This window comes from Rhodococcus sp. IEGM1428, assembly GCF_050321865.1.
GTDB lineage: Bacteria > Actinomycetota > Actinomycetes > Mycobacteriales > Mycobacteriaceae > Rhodococcoides.
The window spans coordinates 651567-671427 of sequence record NZ_JBNQFW010000001.1 but is presented as its reverse complement, the minus strand read 5'-3'; the positions used below and the strand labels follow the sequence as shown (position 1 = coordinate 671427).

2 protein-coding genes are annotated in these 19861 nt (G+C 65.8%); both read right to left on the bottom strand.

Translation table 11 applies throughout. From position 1 onward, the window contains the following. Positions 1–61: 61 nt before the first annotated feature. Positions 62–13780 carry an amino acid adenylation domain-containing protein gene (locus ACQR3T_RS03015; RefSeq protein WP_428692499.1) on the bottom strand — a complete coding sequence of 4573 codons (13719 nt, stop codon included), beginning with the start codon at positions 13778–13780 and terminating at the stop codon, positions 62–64. Positions 13781–13976: 196 nt separating this feature from the next. Beyond that, positions 13977–19832 (bottom strand): amino acid adenylation domain-containing protein, encoded by a 5856-nt coding sequence (locus ACQR3T_RS03010; RefSeq protein ID WP_428692498.1) that lies wholly within the window; start codon positions 19830–19832, stop codon positions 13977–13979. Positions 19833–19861: the final 29 nt, after the last annotated feature.

Genomic DNA, 19861 nt, shown 5'->3' with positions numbered 1-19861 from the left:
CGGTCCTACGGCGCTGGTCGACTCCGGGGCCGCCCATCACGGCCTCCGGCTCGACCGACATTCACCCTTCGGCGGCGTCCATCGCTGTGTCGAGTGCCCGCCCGACCACCACCAGCGACTCCGCTGAAGTCATGTTCGCGTGCGTGGTCTCGACATCGACGTTCTCGATGGTCCCGCCCACGTACGGCGACCAGAGCAGCGCCGCATCGCCTGCGGACGGGTGATCTCGAGCTGCAGAGAAGAACAGCAGATCTCCCTCGAGTGCCACCGGCGAGTAGCCGTTGATCTTCGTCGCGCTCGCGAGAGCGTCCTCGTACAGCGTCGACACCTGTGACTCGTCGAACATGTCCAGTTCGGCCAGCACGAGATCGACGACCTGCCGGCGAGTGGCCTCGCTGCGCAAGTCGGTGAACTCCCCCGCCCCACCGATCCCGAGCGCGCGCAGATTGTCCGCGAACTCTTCGGCGAACACCGCCTCGTCGACGGTGGGGAGACTGTCGAGCATCGCTACGACGCCGACTTCGTGACCTGCAGCTCGCAGTGCAACAGCGACCGCGTGAGCAAGGACGCCACCGAAGGACCACCCCAGAAGATGGATGGGTCCGGTCGGCTGCACGCGAACGATCTCCCGTGCGTACAGCTCGGCCTGCTCCACCATGGTGCGCATCGAGTCCGATGCGTCGCGCAACTGCGGAAGCTGCACGCCGTAGATGGGGCGTCCCGGTGCAGTGGTCTCGGCCAACGCGGCATAGTTCCACGCCAGCCCGATCATCGGATGAATACAGAACAACGCCGCACGGTCGCCACCGGCTCGGATGGGAAGTATCGCCGCCAGCGAATCTGCGGCAGCACCGCCCGCCGCCGAACCCGCCGCCTCGTGGATCCGACGCGCGAGCAGCTCGACGGTGGGCTCGGTCAAGACCCACTGCACCTGCACCGCCGACCCGCACCGCGATCGGATCCGAGCCGCGAGCTTCGCAGCGAGCAACGAATTACCGCCCAGCTCGAAGAATCTGTCGTCGAGCCCGACGTCGTCGAGCCCGAGCACGTCGGCCACCGAGGCAGCCACATCGGCTTCGAGATCTGTTGTCGGCGCACGAAACTCGATCCGGCGCACCTGCGGGTCCGGTAGTGCGCGACGATCGAGCTTGCCGTTGACCGTCAACGGCAACGACTCGAGGACCATCAGGGCGTCGGGAACCATGTACGACGCCAGGCTCCGCGCCGCGTGCCCGCGCACATGATCGAGATCCACGGACCCGTTGTCGGGCACCACGTATCCGACGAGCCGGGATCCGAGGTGCTCGTCCTCGCGGACGATGGCGACAGCCTGCGCCACACCGGGTGCGGACCGAAGCGCTGCTTCGACCTCGCCGAGCTCGATCCTGAAGCCTCGCAACTGCACCTGCGAGTCCGCCCGGCCGACGTAGTCGAGGGCGCCCTGCGGCGTCCACTGCGCCAGGTCGCCGGTGCGGTACATACGCGCGCCGCCGCCCTGGAACGGATTCGCGACGAAGCGTCCCACCGTCAGTCCTGCACGTCCGAGGTACCCGCGCGCGAGCTGCACACCGAAGACGTAGACCTCGCCCACCACTCCGACGGGGACCGGGCGCAGACCTTGATCGAGGACGTACGTCCCGAGGCCGTCGATCGCGGTACCGATCGGGTGTCGGACGCTCTCGTCGACACCACGGACCTCGTGATGTGTCACGTGCACCGTGGTCTCGGTGATCCCGTACATGTTGCTCAGCAGCGGCGCATCGACTCCGTGCGCGTCGAACCATCCGGTGAGCTTGCTCGGATCGAGGGCCTCGCCGCCGAACACGATGTGCCGCAACGACGTCGGAGACGAGGACGCGACCCGCTCGGCGTCGACGAACTGATAGAACGCCGATGGCGTCTGGCTGAGCATCGTCACGCCCTCGCGCGCCACGAGCTCGACGAACTCCCGAGGCGACCGGGACGTGGCATGATCCACCACCACCAGAGTGCCGCCGTGCAGCAACGGTCCCCAGATCTCCCACACGGAGAAGTCGAACGCGAACGAGTGGAACATCGTCCACACGTCACTCGGTCCGAAGTCGAATATCCGATCGGTGTTGCGGAACAGCCTCACGACGTTCTCGTTGGGTATCGCAACGCCCTTCGGCGTGCCGGTGGACCCGGAGGTGTAGATGACGTACGCGAGATCGGCACCACTGCGCGCCGTATCGGTTCGGGTCACCGAACCCTGCTCGGTCGCACCCGCACCCTCCCACGCGATGACCGGCACACCGAATTCGGCGTACGACGCCCCGCCGTCGCGGTCCGTCAGTACACACGTCGGACGTGCATCCTCGATCATGAAACGCGCCCGGTCGAGCGGCAGCGACGTGTCGACGGGGAGGTAGCCGGCACCGGACTTCAGCACGGCCAGCAAGCCGACGATCAGCTCGATACCGCGGGGAAGCGCTATGGCAACCAAGGTTTCCCGTCCCGCACCGGCGTCCACGAGCGTGCCGACCAGCTTCTCGGCTCGTACGTCGAGCTCGCGGTAGGTCACGCGTTCGTCACCGAAGACCACGGCGACAGCGTCGGGTGCGGCCGATACCTGCTTCTCGAACAGGGAGATCAGCGACTCGTCCTCCGCCTCGGAATCGAGCTCGGCTGCAACGGTTTCCGTCACACCGTTCCAGGTCTGCAGCACCTGCGCCCGCTCGGCACCGTCGAGGATGTCGACGGAACCTGCCTTGTCGGCTCCGTTCGATCCGTCGGCGACGGAGTCCAGTACCCGAGCAAATCTCGTCGTCATCGATTCCGCGGCGTCGGCGTCGACCAGATCGGCCCGATACTTCAGCGTGAAGGTGATCTCGGCGTCGGCTACGACCACCAGGGTCAACGGGTAGTGAGTTGCGTCCTTGGTGTCGACACCGAGGACGCTCATCCCGTCGATCGAGCTCGCCGCGGACAAACCCGACTTGTCGATCGGGTACGACTCGAACACCACCAGGGTGTCGAACACCGCTCCCGAGCCGACCGCCTGCTGGATGTCGGTCAGACCCACGTAATGATGATCGAGAAGTTCCGCCTGCTCCCTCTGCGTGCGGTGCACCAGATCCTCGATGCTCGAGTTCGCGTCCTGGGTGAATCGGACCGGAACGGTGTTGATGAACAGACCGACCATCGATTCGATGCCGTCGAGCTCGGCCGGACGACCGGACACCGTGGTTCCGAACACGACATCGTCGCGAGTCAGCAAGCGCGAGAGCAGAACTCCCCACGCCACCTGAACCAGAGTGTTCATCGTGACGCCCAGTTCCGACGCGCGGTCCGACAACCGAGCGGCGTCCGCACCGCTGAGGACGAATCTCTTCTCGGCGATAGCAGGAGAGTCGGAATCCGCGGAGCCGTGCTGCGAGATCAGCGTCGGGTCGTCCAGTCCTGCGAACGCCCGTCGCCACGCGTCCAGCGAGTCGTCGAGGTCACGCGTGGACAGCCACGCGAGGAAATTGCGGTATGGACGGACCCTCGGCAGAACGGATGTCTCACCACGGGTCGCGTACAGGACCAGGAGATCCTTCATCAAGATGGGCATCGACCAGCCGTCGAGCAGAATGTGGTGGCTGGTCACGCCGAGCGTCCACCGATCGGCGGCCGTGCGGATCAACAGGAACCTGATCAGCGGCGGCGCGGTCATATCGAATCCGAGCGCCTGTTCAGTGGTCAGCAACTCGTCCGCAGACGTCGAATCATGTTCGGCAACAGTGAGATCGATGGTTCGCCACGGCACGCGAACCGACTCGACGACGACCTGTACGGCATTGCCGGTCTCGTCGCGCAGGTATGCGGTGCGCAGGTTGGAATACCGTTCGAGAATCCGATCCGCCGCTCCGTGCAGCCTCTCCGCGTCGACGTCGCCGCCGAGGTGCAGCTGGATCTGCGTGGTGTACACGTCGGTCGTGGCCTCGGAGATCGACGCGTGGAACAGCAGTCCGTTCTGCAGCGGCGACAGCGGCCAGATGTCGCGCACCGACGGCAGCTGTGCCTCTACCCGCTCGATGTCGCGCTGAGTCAGCTGCACGAGCGGCAGATCCGACGGGGTCAGACCTCCGGCACCGTCGTGTCGGCCGTGCTCGACGATGGACGTCAGCGCATCTCGCCAGTGCTCGGCCAAGGCGCGAACGTCCGACTCCGACAACAGGGTCGTCGGGAAGCCGAAGTCTGCGGTGAGGCGTCCACCGACCACAACGGCGTTGATGTCGATCGGAGCCATCGCGGGGGCGTCCACGTCCGGCGTCCCGGTGAGGTCACCGAGGTCGCCGGCCGGAATCCACCCGACCTTCTCCATGCCCTCGGGTATGTCGGCCGCCGACACTCGGCCCAGGTAGTTGAAGCTGATCTGCGCGTGCGCTGCCGAGGGTGGTGCGAACGCCGGGTCGCCCATGTACCGCAGCAATCCGTAGCCCAGCCCCTTGTCCGGAATCGATCGCAGCTGCTCCTTGACCGACTTCACGACGGCACCGGCAGCGATGCCACCCGAGTAGGCGTCGCCCACGTCGATGGTCTCGAGTTCGAGTCGAACGGGGTAGATGCCGGTGAACCAGCCGACCGTACGGGACAGATCGGCCCCTGGGGCCAGCGACTCCTCGCGCCCGTGACCCTCGAGTCTGATCAGAACCGACGAAGACTGCACACCCCGCTCGTCACGCCAGCGGGCCACCGCGAGCGAGAGCGCGGCGAGGAGAACATCGTCCACACCGGCGTTGAAGGCAGTCGGGATCGCCGTCGTCACGGCCTCGGTCGTGGCTTCGTCCACCTCGATGCGCACCTTGCGCACAGTCGATGCCAAGTCCACCGCGGGGTCGAAGTGGCGCGTACCGACGGGCAGCTCGATCCGGTCCAGAACCGAAGTCCAGTAGGGCAATTCGGCTCGACGATTGTCGGAACTCGCATTGTCGACCAGCGCGTGCGCCCACCGCCGGAACGACGTGCCGACCGCATCGAGTGTCGGTACCGACCCCGCAGACACCTGCAGCCAGGCAGAAATCAGATCGGGAACGATGATGCGCCAGGACACGCCGTCGACGACGAGGTGGTGGGCCGCGACGATGAGCCTGCCCGTGACGTCGGTTCGTTCTCCGGAGGGTGACGTCGGATCGAGCCACGCGAACTCGACGACTCGTCCGGCCGCTGGGTCCAGACGACTCAGCGCACCCTCGAGTGCCGACGCAGCGAGGGTCAGACGACCATCGTCATCAAGGGCCGGATCGACGGCCGTGCGCGTGACGGCCGCCGCGACATCGACACCGCCCTGCTCGCGCGTGCGCAACACCCACGCACCGTCGACGTCGCGTTGCAGCACCGCACGCAACATGTCGTGGCGATCGATCACGGCGGTGAGGGTGGCGACTATCTGGCTCTCGGTGATGCCGGCAGGGAGCTCGAGAGCGAGGTTCTGGGTGAACCGATCGAAGCCACCGGCGCGCTCGACCATGAAGCCGACGGCCGGGGTCAGCGGAATCGTCCCCACTCCGCCGCCGGGAAGTTCCTCGAGTACCTCGGCGGCACCGGATTCCACGATCTCGGCCAGTGCGGCAACGGTTCTGAGCTCGAACACGTCCCGCGGTCCGAAGTTCAGGCCGCGAGCCCGGGCGCGCGAGACCAGCTGGATGGACACGATGCTGTCACCGCCGAGGGCGAAGAACGAGTCGTCCACGCCCACGGTGTCGACACCGAGTACCTCCGCGAACACCTCGCTCAGGGCGCGCTCGGTGTCGGTGGTCGGTTCGCGACCTGCAGTGGTCTCGAACACCGGTTCCGGCAACGCGTTTCGGTCGAGTTTGCCCACCGGGGTCAGCGGCACTTCGTCCACCACGACGACGGCCGAGGGCACCATGTGTGCAGGAAGCGATTTCCCGACGTGCTCACGAACGTCGGCGGCATCGATGTGAGCTCCCGGCTGCAAGCGCACGTAGGACACGAGGGCGGTGCCGCCGGAGGCAAGCGTCCGCCCGAGGGTGGCCACGAAGTCGACGCCAGGGTAGGTCGCGACGACGGAGTCGATCTCACCGAGCTCGATGCGGAATCCGCGGATCTTGACCTGGAAGTCCGAGCGGCCCACGTACTCGATCACGTTGCTGCCGTTGCTCTTTCGCCAGCGTACGACGTCACCCGTTCGGTACATCCGGTCTCCGGCGTCGCCGAACGGATTCGCGACGAAACGCTCGGCCGTCAGCCCGTGCCGCCGAAGGTATCCCCGAGAGAGCTGCACACCGGCGAGGTAGAGCTCGCCGGTGACGCCGAGCGGTACCGGACGCAGGCGCGAATCCAGGACGTACGACGCCATTCCCCGGATGGGCCCGCCGATCGACAACAGGTCGCCGGGGCTCAGAGCGTCGCTGATGTTGGTCATGATGGTGGTCTCGGTCGGGCCGTAGCCGTTGAAGAACCGAACGTGAGTGGACCAGCGCTGCACCAGCTCCGGCGAGCACTGCTCGCCGCCTGCGATCACGACCTCGAGACCGGTCACCGCGTCGGGATCGATCGAGGCCAGAACCGTCGGAGTCAGGAACGTGTGCGTTACCGACTCCCGCGTGATCAGTGCCTCCAGCTCGCCGCCGCCGTATGTGCGCGGTGGCGCGATCACCAGGGTGGACGCGGAGGCAACCGCGAGAAGCAGTTCGAGAACCGACGCGTCGAAACTGGGCGACGCGAAGTGCAACGCGCGGGATTGCTCTGTCAGCCTGTATCGCGCTCTCTGCTCGGCCGCGAAGTTGGCCAAGCCGCGATGCGTGACGACCACGCCCTTGGGCTTTCCGGTGGAGCCGGAGGTGTAGATCACGTACGCGGCGTCGTCGGCCTTCGCACGGTCGATCGAATCAGGCTGCACCACTGTCGTATTCGACTGCACGACGGCATCGACGACGATCCAGTCCACCTCGGTCGGCAGTGACTCGACGACATCCGATGTCGTCAGCCCGATCCGTACGCCGGAGTCGCTGAGCATGAAGCGAACTCGATCGTCCGGGTAGTCGGGATCGACGGGCACGAAGGCCGCGCCGGATGCAGTCACAGCCCACACCGCGGTCACCGACGAGATGCCGCGGCGGGTGGCGACAGCCACCGTGGTGCCCGGTCCGACACCGCGACCCCGCAGAATCTCCGCGATCGCGGCGGACGTCTCGTCGAGCTCGCGATAGGTCACCTGGTTGCTGCCCTGCGCCAGCGCAGTTCCGTCCGGGTTCGCCGCGACGGCATCGGCCATCAGATCCGCGAGGGTTCGTGGGGCGACGGTTCCCACCGGCCCGCGCAGCAGATCCTGCACCTCGCTGGGTGCCGACAACTCGATATCTCCCACCACCGTCTCGGGATCGGCCGCAACGGCGGCCAGCACCCGTACGAGCCGCGCCGAGATCTCGTCGACGGTGTCGGCATCGAACAAGTCTGTGGCGTAGGTGATCACGCCTGCCATGCCGTCGGCGGTGCCGTCGGGTCGGGCTTGTTCGGACAGCGTGAACTGCATGTCGAACTTTGCGCTCGTGTCCTCGATGTCGACACCGGCGATCGTCAGTTCGGGCAGCGTCAGAGAACTCGTAGCCGGGTTCTGGAACGAGAGCGCAATCTGGAACAGGGGATGCCGGGACTGCGAACGTTCGGGGTTCAGCTGTTCCACCAGACGCTCGAACGGCACATCGGCGTGCGCGAAGGCCTCGAGGTCCGCGTGCCGCACGGTGTTCAGAACGGTCGCGAACCGGCTGCTCGGCTGCACGTCGGTCCGCAGCACGAGCGTGTTGACGAACATCCCGACGAGGTCGTCGAGGGCGGCGTCCCCGCGGCCTGCGATCGGCGTACCGATCACGACGTCGTCGGTGGCTGCCAATCGTGCCAACAGCACGGCGAGCGCTGCGTGGACCACCATGAACAGCGTCGAACCACTCTCGCGTGCGACCCGGCCGAGGGAGGCGTGCAGGGAGGCGTCGATCTCGAAACGAGCCGCCGCTCCCCTGTTGCTGATCACCGGTGGACGAGGTCGGTCCGTGGGTAGATCCACTCGATCGGGAATTCCGGCCAGCGTCCGAGTCCAGAAGTCCAACTGCTTCGAGAGCACCGACTCCGGGTCGGTCTCCTCGCCCAGTACGCGACGCTGCCACAGGGTGTAGTCCGCGTACTGCACGGCCAGATCCGACCAGCCCGGGGCGGATCCCGCCGTGCGAGCCGAATACGCCACCGCAAGATCCCGCGCGAGCGGCCCCATCGAGAATGCGTCACCGCTGATGTGGTGCACCACCACGGCCAGTACGTGCTCGCGCTTACCCAGCCGATAGAGCCACGCTCTCAGCGGTACCTGGATCGTCACATCGAACGGCATGCTCATGGCGTCGGTCAGAACCGCGACGAGTTCGTTCGGCGCGACGGCGATGGGCGTGAGATCGGGCACCTCGATGCCGTCGGTCACCACCGATTGCCGTGCTCGACCGTCGGTTTCGGGATACAGCGTCCGCAGCGACTCGTGTCGATGCACGATGTCGGATACCGCACCCTGTAGCGCAGCCACATCCAGATCACCGGTCAGCGAAATCGCCAACGGCAGATTGTCGGCGGCCGAGGTGGTGTCGAACTGGTTGAGGAACCACATCCGCTGCTGTGCGTACGACAGCGGAATCTCCGCCGGACGCTCGACCGGCGCGAGCCTCGGAACGGATCGTTCGGACGACAACGCCGAGACCGCCGCAGCGAAGGCGGCGACAGTGGAGGCCTCGAACAGCGCTCGAACCGGAACGCGCCATCCGGCGGCAACCCCCACCCGAGCGACGAGACGGGTGGCGATGAGAGAGTTCCCGCCCAGATCGAAGAAGTCGTCGTCGAGTCCGACGCGCTCGACGCCGAGAACATCGCCGAACGATGCCGCGACGATTTCCTCCACCGGTGTCGACGGTGCGCGGTACTGCCGGGTATCGATCGACGGGGACGGTAGTGCGCGACGGTCCAACTTGCCGCTCGAGTTCAACGGCAGTTCGCCGAGGACAACGACGGCACTCGGAATCATGTACGCGGGCAACAAGTTCTTGGCGAACTCGGACACAGATGCACGATCGAGTGCGGCACCGACCGTCGGCACCACGTAGGCCACGAGCTGATCACCGGTGGCCGTCGGCACCACCAGCACCACGGCCTGGTTGACATCGGCAGAGGTGAGCAACGCAGATTCGATGTCGCCGAGTTCGATGCGCTGGCCGCGGAACTTCACCTGGAAATCGCTGCGCCCGATGTAGTCGAGCACGCCGTCGGGTCGACGGCGAACCAGGTCGCCGGTGCGATACATCCGAGTGCCGGAACCGCTGACGTCGGCGACGAACCGGTCCGATGTCAGATCCGGGCGGGCGACGTAGCCCCGAGCGAGTTGGTCGCCGACCAGATACAGCTCGCCCTGCACACCTGCCGGCACAGGGTGAAGGCGTCGGTCGAGTACCAGTGCGCCGACGTTCCATTCGGCGACACCGATGGGTATCGAGCCACGCGAATCCGGCTCCGCGCGATGCTGAGTCACCGATACCGCGGCCTCGGTAGGCCCGTAGAGATTGTGGACGCGAGCAGTGCTGACGCGACCGAAATCGGTCACGGTCTCCGGCGGCAACGCCTCACCGATGACGAAGATGTCACGCAGCGTGGCGCATTCGGCGGCGCGTGCGTGCGCAGCGAACACGGTGAGCATCGACGGCACGAAGTCCGTGAGTGTCACCCCGTGCCGGGCGATCGAGGCCGAGATGTACTCGGGATCGCGATGCCCGTCCGGCGTCGCGAGAACGATGCGGCCCCCGGTACGCAACGGCAAGAAGAAGCCCCACACCGACACATCGAAGGTGGTTGCGGTCTTCTGGAAATAGACGTCGGTGTCCGCCACGTCGTACTGTGCCGTCATCCACGCCAGCTGGTTCTCGACCGCGCGGTGGGACACCGCGACGCCCTTGGGGTTTCCGGTCGAGCCGGAGGTGAAGATGACATAGGCGGGACTGGCTGTGTGCAGGGGGCGCAGCTCGTTCGCGCGGAGCGGAGAACCGTCGAGCGCCGGGTCGAGGGTGTCGATCGCGATGGATTCCGGCACCGTCTCGTGCCCGCTGGTCTCGTCGGGTTCGATGTCGGCGGCGCTGGTGAGCAGACACAACGGCGCCGCCGTGCCGAGGATGTGGGCTCGGCGTTCGCTCGGGAGATCAGGATCGATCGGCACGTAGGCGCCGCCCGCTCGAACCACGGCGTAGATCGCCACCAGCAGGTCGATCGAGCGCCTGATGGACACGGCGACGAGCACCTCGGGGCCGACACCGCGCGAGATCAGATGCCGCGCAAGCGCATTGACTCGGTGGTCGAACTCCGCGTAGGTCAGCGTGACGTCCTCGAACGTCACCGCCGGCGAATCGGGTGTCGCGGATACCTGCCGCACGTAGGCGTCCAGGATCGACCGGTCCGGCACCGCGACTGCATCGACGGCGGCATGTTGGGTGGACAGTGCCCGCTCGGCGGCGTCGAGCAGATCCACATCGCCGACCGGAAGTGTCGGCGCATCGACGAGTCGAGCGAGCAGCAGGACGAAGCGGTGGGCGATTCCACGTACCGTCGCCTCGTCGAACAGATCCGCCGCATAGGTGAACGTGCCCGCGAGCGCGTGCTCCTCGGTACCGGCGGCGCGATCCTCCAGGACCAGTTGCAGGTCGAACTTCGCGACCACCTCACCGAAGTCCAGCGGGGACACCGTCAGCTCCGGCAGCTCTAGTGTGCCTGTGGGCTGGTTCTGGAAGAACAGAGCCACCTGGAACAGCGGGTGGCGGTCGCCGGAGCGAACGGGGTCGAGCACCTCGACCAAACGCTCGAACGGAAGGTCCGCGTGCGCGAACGCCTGCAGATCGGCTTCGCGAACCTGGGAAAGCAGGTCCGAGAATGTGCGCGACGCGTCGACGGCGGTACGCAGAACGAGGGTGTTGACGAACATTCCGATCACGTCGTCGAGCGCCTGCTCACCTCGACCGGCGATCGGCGATCCGACGACGACGTCCGTGGAATCGGACAAGCGGGCGAGCAGCACCGCGAAGGCGGTGTGTACCACCATGAACGGCGTGGCCCCGTGCTCGCGGGCCAGACGCCCGATCGCCGCCGTCGACGCCGCGTCGATGTCGAATCCGAGTACCCGACCGACTCCGCTCGGATCGAGTGGACGGCTACGGTCGGTCGGCAGGTCGAGCTGATCGGGCAACCCCTCGAGGTTGTCTTTCCAGAACGAAATCTGCTGATGCGCAACGGAGTCGGGATCGTCGTCGGATCCGAGCACCTCGTGCTGCCACAGCGTGTAATCGGCATACTGCACTGCCAGTGGTTCCCAGCCGGGTGCAGTCCCCGCGCTGCGAGCGGCGTAGGCGGTCATGATGTCTCGCACCATCGGTGCAACGGACGAGCCGTCGGCGGTGATGTGGTGGGCCACCAGCACGAAAACGTAGTGATCGGTGCCCAGATGCAACAGGTGCAACCGCACCGGGACCTGCTGGGTCACATCGAAGCCCGCGAAAGCCAGCTCCTGAACCCGACGCGCGACCGCATCGGCCCCGATCGTTTCGACCTCGAGCGTGACTCCACTCTCGACCGCGTCCCGCACCATCTGGTACCCGATCCCGTCGACCTCGGGGTAGTACGTGCGCAGCGATTCGTGACGATCGACGACATCGTCGATCGCGGAGGACAGCGCCGAGACGTCGAGAATTCCGCGCAGTTCGATGGCGGCCGGAATGTTGTTCGCTCCCGACGCGGTGTCGAAGCGGTTGAGGAACCACATCCGCCGCTGAGCCAACGACAGCGGGATCCGCTCGGGCCGCTCCCTTTTCGCCAACATCGGCTGCGGTCGGCTTGCGGCGTTGTCGCCCTCGGACGAGGCAATCTCCACGCGGGCGGCGAGGGATTGCACCGTCGAGAACTCGAAGACGGTGCGTGCCGGCACTCGGGTTCCGGTCGCAGCGCCGAGACGTGCGGCCAATTGCGTTGCGATCAGGGAGTTTCCACCGAGCTCGAAGAAGTCGTCGTCGGCACCGATCCGATCCATGCCGAGCAGCTCGCCGAAGATCTGTGCGACGGTGATTTCGAAGGGCGTCGACGGGGAACGGAACTCTGCCGCGGCGAAGACCGGAGCGGGCAACGCGGCCCGATCCAGCTTGCCGACCGGCGTCAACGGGATCGAGTCGAGTGCGATGATCATCGACGGAACCATATGTCTCGGAAGATGTTGTGCCGCAACCGAAAGAAGTGCTCGCTCGTCGAATTCCGACGTCGCCGCGGGCAGTACGTACGAGACGAGGGCGGTGGACTTCGACGGTGTCTCGCGGCCGACCGTCACGGCGAATTCGACGCTCTCGTCGGCCGCCAGAACGGCGTCGATCTCACCGAGTTCGACGCGGAAGCCGCGAATCTTGACCTGAAAGTCGTTGCGGCCGATGTATTCGACCACTCGCTCACCCTCGACCACCCGCCAGCGCACGACGTCTCCGGTGCGGTACATCCGCGCACCGTCCTCACCGAACGGACAGGCGAGGAAGCGATCCGAGGTCAGTCCACGTCGCTGGTGATAGCCGCGGGCAAGTCCCGGCCCGGCCAGGTACAGCTCTCCTGCCACCCCGTCGGGAACCGGGTTCAGGGATGCGTCGAGCACATATGCGCTGACACCGCGGATGGGCCCGCCGATCGTCACGCGCTCGTTCTCGGCGATCGGTCCGCCGATGTTGGTCATGATCGTCGTCTCGGTCGGCCCGTACCCGTTGAAGAAACGGCGCCCCGGTGCCCATCGGTTCGCCAGCTCGGGCGGGCAGGCTTCGCCGCCGACGACGACGGTGTGCAGGGTGTCCGTGTCGGCCGGGTTCACCGACGCCAGTGCTGCTGGGGTGATGAAGGCGTGACTCACGTTCTGCGCGCGGATGAGCGCAGCCAGATCGTCCCCACCGAGAATCGTCGGAGAGGCGACGACCATCGTCGAACCCCGGCCGATGCTCATCAGGAGTTCGAGTACGGACGCGTCGAAGCTCGGTGATGCGAAGTGCAGCACTCGCGACTGCTCGGTCAGCAAGTAGCGATCGATCTGCTCCTCGCAGAAGTTGCTCAGTCCGGCGTGAGTGACGACGACGCCCTTCGGCAGACCGGTCGATCCGGAGGTGTAGATCATGTATGCCGGATGCGTCGGCTCCAGGGCTCGCACCCGATCCTCCGCCGTGACGGGCTCGCTGGACAGTTCGTCGAGACGCCGAGTCATGTCACTGTCGTCGATCACCAGCCATTCGACCTCCGCGGGCAGATCGTCGCGCACCGCGCCGACGGACAACCCCAGCAGCACGCCGGAGTCGGACACCATGTGCCGCACCCGGTCGGCCGGGTAGGTCGGATCGATCGGCACGAATGCCGCGCCGGTCTTGGCCACCGCCCACAGCGCCATGACCGACAGGTCGGAGCGCGGAATCGACAGTGCGACGAAGTCCTCGGGACCGACGCCACGCGCGATCAGCACGCGGGCGAGGGCAGCCGATCGAGCATCGAGCTCGGCGTAGGTCCAGATTCGGCCGTCGAACACGAGGGCATCCGAGTCGGGTCCGAGTTCGACTGCCGAGGCCAGCAGCTGAGGCAGAAGCGGCGTGCGGGGGCGTCGACGGCGCACGGGACGCTCACGTCGTGCCGGCCGCTCCCTGGTTCGTGTTTCCCGGCCCCGCTCTCGCGAACCGTTCTCCACCGGGTTACCGCCGCCGGTCGTTCCTGCTGTCCCCGACGTCTCGGTACCCATGAACTGTCGTGCTCCTCACACTCGAACGACACTCGGGCGTCCGCCGCTCGCCCGATCCAGCCCGGCGGACTATTGACGTCCGACGGTACGCATCACTCGAGATATCGGGTACTTTGCTGGATTCGTTACCCTCGAACTGACGTTGCGTTCGGATGTGAGCTGCCAGCGATACGACGGCAGGCGGTGCCGCTCTCCGTCAGCGAGATATCCATTCGTCGAGGACAGGTCCGATCTCGGCGAGCGCCGACGCCGACGCCATCTGCCAGTGCGTCGAATGAACTTGCGTCACGGTCGGTTTCCCGTCGACGAACTCGGTCCACGTCGATGCACCGGCAACACCTGTCGGGTCGTCGACGACGGACGCGAAATAGAGCAGCTCACCGTCGAACCGCTCAGGCTCGTGGGCCTGCAGCATCGTGGCCGACCGTTCGATTCCGTCGACGATGCCCTGCACCCGATCTCTGGACAACGCATCGAACGGAGCGGGCATCGTGCGGAGTAGCGCCATGGCGGAATCGACGGACAGTTCGGACACGTCCGAGTCGTGTTCGGAGTCGATGCCCAACCCGCCGAGCACCTCCCCCGCAGTCACTGTCCGTTCGACGAGATGTGTGGTTCGGGACAGCACGAACGAATCCATCATTGCCAGCGTCGACACCATCTCCCCGAGCCCTCGCAACTGCACGGCGACCGCATGAGCGATGACGCCGCCCATCGACCACCCCAGCAGGTGGTAGGGCCCGCTGGGCTGAATCTCGCGGATGCGATCGACGAAGATCGATGCCCACTCGTCGATCGAGGCGGGCATCGGGTCGCCGGCCAGCACCGGAGATTGCAGACCGTAGAGGGGCCGGGTGCTGTCGACGTACGGCGCCAATCCGCCGAACGCCCAGGACAGTCCCACGATCGGATGTACACAGAACAGTGGCGTGCCGCTTCCCCCACGCAGTTCGACGACGGTGTCCAGTCCGGTCTCTTCGGCGATCGGAGTATCGGAACGACGCGCCGCATCGATCCGCGACGCCAATGCTGCGACCGAGGAATCGGAGAACAACCACGACACCGGCACCGTCACGCCTCCGAGGGAGCGGCCCAACCGGGACACGAGCTTCATCGCCGACAGCGAGTTTCCGCCCAGCGAAAAGAAATCGTCGTCCGACCCGACTCGCTCGACGCCCAGTACATCCGCGAACACCGACGCCACTGCCTCCTCCACCGCGGTGGCAGGAGAACGGAATTCGCGCGCCTCGAACACCGGATCCGGCAGCGCACGGCGATCGAGCTTGCCCGCCGGATTCAGCGGAAGTGAATGCAGAACAACAAAAGCCGACGGCACCATGTACGTCGGAACCAGCGAGCCGAGCCTGGAGCGAATATCCTCGGTGTCGAGAACCGCATCGGCTACCGGCACGAGGTACGCAGCGAGAAGGTCACCGGCGACCGAGCCGGAGACCACGACCACCGCCTGACCGACTCCAGGTAACGATGTCAGAGCGGTTTCGATCTCCCCGAGCTCGATGCGCTGACCGCGGAACTTGACCTGGAAGTCGGTACGTCCGATGTACTCGATTCGGCCGTCGCCGAGCATCGACCATTGCACCAGGTCGCCCGTTCGGTACATGCGGTCACCGGCGCTACCGAACGGATCGGCCACGAACCTCTCGGACGTCAGATCCGGTCGTGCGACATAACCACGGGCCAACTGCACACCCGCCAGATACAGCTCACCGGGCACCCCGGCAGGAACCGGATTCAATCGCGAATCCAGAACTCGCACAGCGGTGTTCCATTCCGGAACACCGATCGACACCGAACCGTCGCCGGACGCGGCAACGAGGTCGGCTGCGTCATCGGAGACATCACGGTAGGTCACCGACACGGCCGCCTCGGTGGGACCGTAGAGATTGTGCACTCGTGCGTTCGACACGCTGCGGCAGGCCGCTACCGTCCGAGAGGGCAGAGCCTCTCCGATCACGAATACGTGCCGCAGTGTAGATATCGCTTCCGCAGCAACGGATTCCGCGAATACGGTCAACATCGACGGTACGAAATCGGTCACGGTCACTCGATGTCGGGAGATCAAGTTGCCGACGACATCGACCTCGCGCTGCGCACCCGGCGGCGCGATGATCAACTGCCCGCCGGTCCGTAGAGGAAGAAAGAAGCCCCACAGTGACACGTCGAACGTCGTCGCCGTTTTCTGTAGATACACGTCCGATTCGTCGAGTCCGTACTCCTCGGCCATCCAGACCATCTGGTTGACGATGGCCCGATGCTCGACCGCGACACCTTTGGGCCTGCCCGTCGAACCCGAGGTGAACAGGACGTAGGCGAGATCGGCGGAGTGGGGACGTCCGAACGTGGGCACAGCATCGATCCGCTCCACCCCGTCGATCAGCAGGACCGAGACATCACTGGTCGTCGCGAATTCGTCTCTGCTGGTGGACAGTACGACCATCGGATCTGCTGTGGACAGAATGTGATCGTTTCGCTCGATCGGTTGATCGGGATCGAGGGGAACGTAGGCCGCACCGGTGCGCAACACCGCGTACATCCCGACGACCAGCTCGATGGACCGTTTCATGGCCAACCCGACGAGAGCGCCGGGACCGGAGCCGTCCTGATGCAACCGCTGCGCTACGGCATCCACCCGAGCCGAGAACTGGGCATAGGTGAGCACATCGTCTCCGAAGACAACGGCCACGGCATCCGGCGTCGCGGCGACCTGTCGATCGAATCCGTCGAGCAGCAGTTCGTCACCGGGCACCTCCGCGTGATGGGTGTCGTTCCACCGCTGCAGGATTCGGTATCGCTCGTTCTCCGGCAGTATCTCATGGTCGCCGATCGGAACCTCGGGATTCTCGGTGACAGCATCGAGCAACGCCACCAGCCGTTTCCCGAAGGCAACGACGGTGCCCTCGTCGAACAGGTCGGTCGCATAGAGCAGTTCGCCGGCGAGTCCACCCGCCGATTCCGTGACCGTGACCTGCAGATCGAACTTGGCCGAGAACGCTGCGGCCCCGAACCGCGAGACCGTCAACCCGGGAAGCTCGAACGTCCCCTCGGAGAAGTTCTGAAAGAACAGTGCAACCTGCACCAGGGGGTGTCGGCTCTGCGATCGCACCGGATCGAGCACCTCGACCAGACGCTCGAACGGCACCTCTGCGTTCTCGAAGGCATCCATGTCGGAGATCCGCACCTGGTCGAGAAGCTGCGCAATCGATCGATCTCCGTCGACCCGCGTCCGCAGGATCACCGTATTGACGAACATACCGACCAGATCGTCGAGACCGGCATCGCCGCGACCACCGACCGGCGCACCGACGGCGACGTCGGGGGAACCGGACATCCGCGCAAGCAGAACCGCCAACGCCGCGTGCACCACCATGAACGGCGTCGCGTCATGCCTGTGCGCCAGTTCGACGATGCGCTCGTACGTCTCGGGCTCGACGGCGAACCGTGTCAGTCCACCTCGCCCGGACGCCACCCGAGGACGTGGTCGATTCCACGGCAACTGCAGTTGCTCCTGGGTGCCTGCCAATGCAGCTTCCCAGAAGGCGATCTGTTTGGACACCAACGAATTCGGGTCGTCCTCGGAACCGAGCATCTCGCGCTGCCACAGTGTGTAGTCGGCGTACTGCACAGCCAGCGGAGGCCAGTTCGGTGCGTCTCCCGCCGCACGAGCCACGTAGGCAGTCATCACATCTCGCGACAGCGGCCCCATGGACAGCCCGTCGGCGGAGATGTGGTGGGCGACGAAAGCCAACACGAATTCCGGCTCGGAACCGTCCGGGTCCGTGATCTCGAACAGCCGCACCCGAAACGGAATCTCCGTGGTCACGTCGAATCCCCTCGACAGGAACTCACCCACCGCCTCGGCTGCCGACTCGCGTGACGCCGGAACGACTTCCATGGTGACGTCGACACCGGACACGTCGAGAATCTGCTGGAACCCCGTTCCGTCGAGTTCGGGATACACGGTGCGCAGCGACTCGTGCCGAGCGATCACATCGTCTATCGCCGCGCGCATCGCATCGACGTCGAGCGCGCCGGTCAGAGCCAGAGCCACCGGCACGTTGTTCATCGCCGATGCGGTGTCGAACCGGTTGAGGAACCACATGCGCTGCTGCGCCGGAGAAAGCGGAACATGATGCGGGCGAGGCCTGGACGAGTCCAGTACGGTCAGCGCGTCGGCCTCGGCCGCGTCGATCGACGCGGCCAACGACTCGACGGTGGCATTGTCGAACAGAGCCCGCGGTCGCACTCGGCGCCCGAGCGCTGCGCCGATGCGCGCAGCGGCCTGCGTCGCAAGGAGCGAGTTGCCGCCCAGCGAGAAGAACTCGTCGTTGGACCCCACCTCGTCCACACCGAGCAAGTCGGCGAAGACGTCGGCCACGACGATCTCGGTCGGAGTCGTCGGAGCGCGGAACTCGCGCACCGCGAACACCGGTTCCGGTAGGGCACTTCGATCGAGCTTGCCCGCCGGTGTCAGCGGAATCGACTCGAGTATCGTCAGCGTCGTCGGCACCATGTGCGCAGGCAAGTACCGCTTCGCTGCGTCCAGCACCTCATCGACGACGAGATCCACTCCCGTGTTCGGCAGGACGTAGCCGACCAGTTCGGTTGCACCGGAATCGCGTCGGTGTCCTACGGTCACGGCGAAGTCGACCCCGTCCACGGCGGCGAGCACCGCGTCGATCTCCCCGAGTTCGATGCGAAAGCCTCGCAGCTGAATCTGCGCGTCGTTGCGACCGACGTACTCCACCACAGGTCCGCTGTCGCCCTGTCGCCACCGAACCAGGTCGCCGGTTCGGTACATCCGCGAGTGCGACGGATCACCCTCTACTGCAAAGGGATTGGCTACGAACCGTTGTGCGGTGAGCCCCATGCGCTCGAGATAGCCGCGGGCCAGTCCCGGCCCACTCATGTACAACTCCCCCACCACGCCCACCGGAACCGGCCGGAGTCGGTCGTCGAGCACATGACTGGCCATACTCTGTGTGGGCGAGCCGATGTCGACCGCTCCGCCGGAGACGAGCGGGGCGGACAGACTGCAGATGACGGTCGTTTCGGTGGGACCGTAGGCGTTGTGGAACTGCCGACCACGGGCCCACCGTCCCATCAGCTCCGCGGTGAACGTCTCCCCACCGACGGCGAGCGCACGAAGTTCGGGAAGGTCGCCGGAATCCATGGTCGTCAGCGCGGCAGGCGTGATGATCGCGTGAGTGACTCGATGCTTCGCCATGATCTCGGTCAATTCCGTGCCGCCGTAGACACCCGACGGAACGATCACCATCATCGACCCGTTCACGATGGAGATCAGCAGTTCCAACACGGAGGCGTCGAAACTGGGTGAGGCGAAATGCATTGTGCGAGAGTCACCGGAGGTCTCGAACGTGTCGTTGACGGTAGCGGCGAGCGGGGCAAGTCCGGCGTGCGTGACCGCGACCCCTTTCGGCCTTCCGGTCGACCCGGACGTGTAGATCACATAGGCCAGATTGGTGGGAACCGGCTGAGCCAGACGGTCCTGCGGTGCGATCGGCTCTGCCGACAACTGCTCGAGTTGCCGCATTTCGTCGGTCCCGTCCAGTGCGATCCAGGACACTCCGTCGGGCAGCTCGGCCACCCGGTCGGACGTCGTCAGTCCCCATCGAACACCGGAGTCGGTCACCATGTGCTCGATCCGCCCGGGCGGATACCGCAGATCGATCGGCAGGAAGGCTCCGCCGGACTTCGTGACCGCCCATACCGAGGCCACCGACTCGATGGATCTATCGAGCGCGATCGCCACCAGGTCGTCCGGTCCGACGCCGTGAGAGATCAACAGCCGAGCCAACTTCGACGACTGCCCGTCGAGTTCTTCGTACGTAACCGACGTTTCGCCGAAAACGAGCGCGGTACCCGTCGGATTCTTCTCGACCGCTGCCGACAGCAATGCCGGCAAGGTAGGAACCCGTGCGGGTCGGCTACGGCCCGGTTTCGGACGCCTGACACGTCCCTTCGGTCGCACTGCCTTACCGGACGTACCGGTCCCCGACCACTCCGAACTCACTGAACACTCCTCATCGGCGGCGCTCCCAC

Coding starts and splice junctions, on each gene's coding strand:
- ACQR3T_RS03015 (WP_428692499.1), bottom strand. CDS start 13,780: ATGGGTACCGAGACGTCGGGGACAGCAGGAACGACCGGCGGCGGTAAC.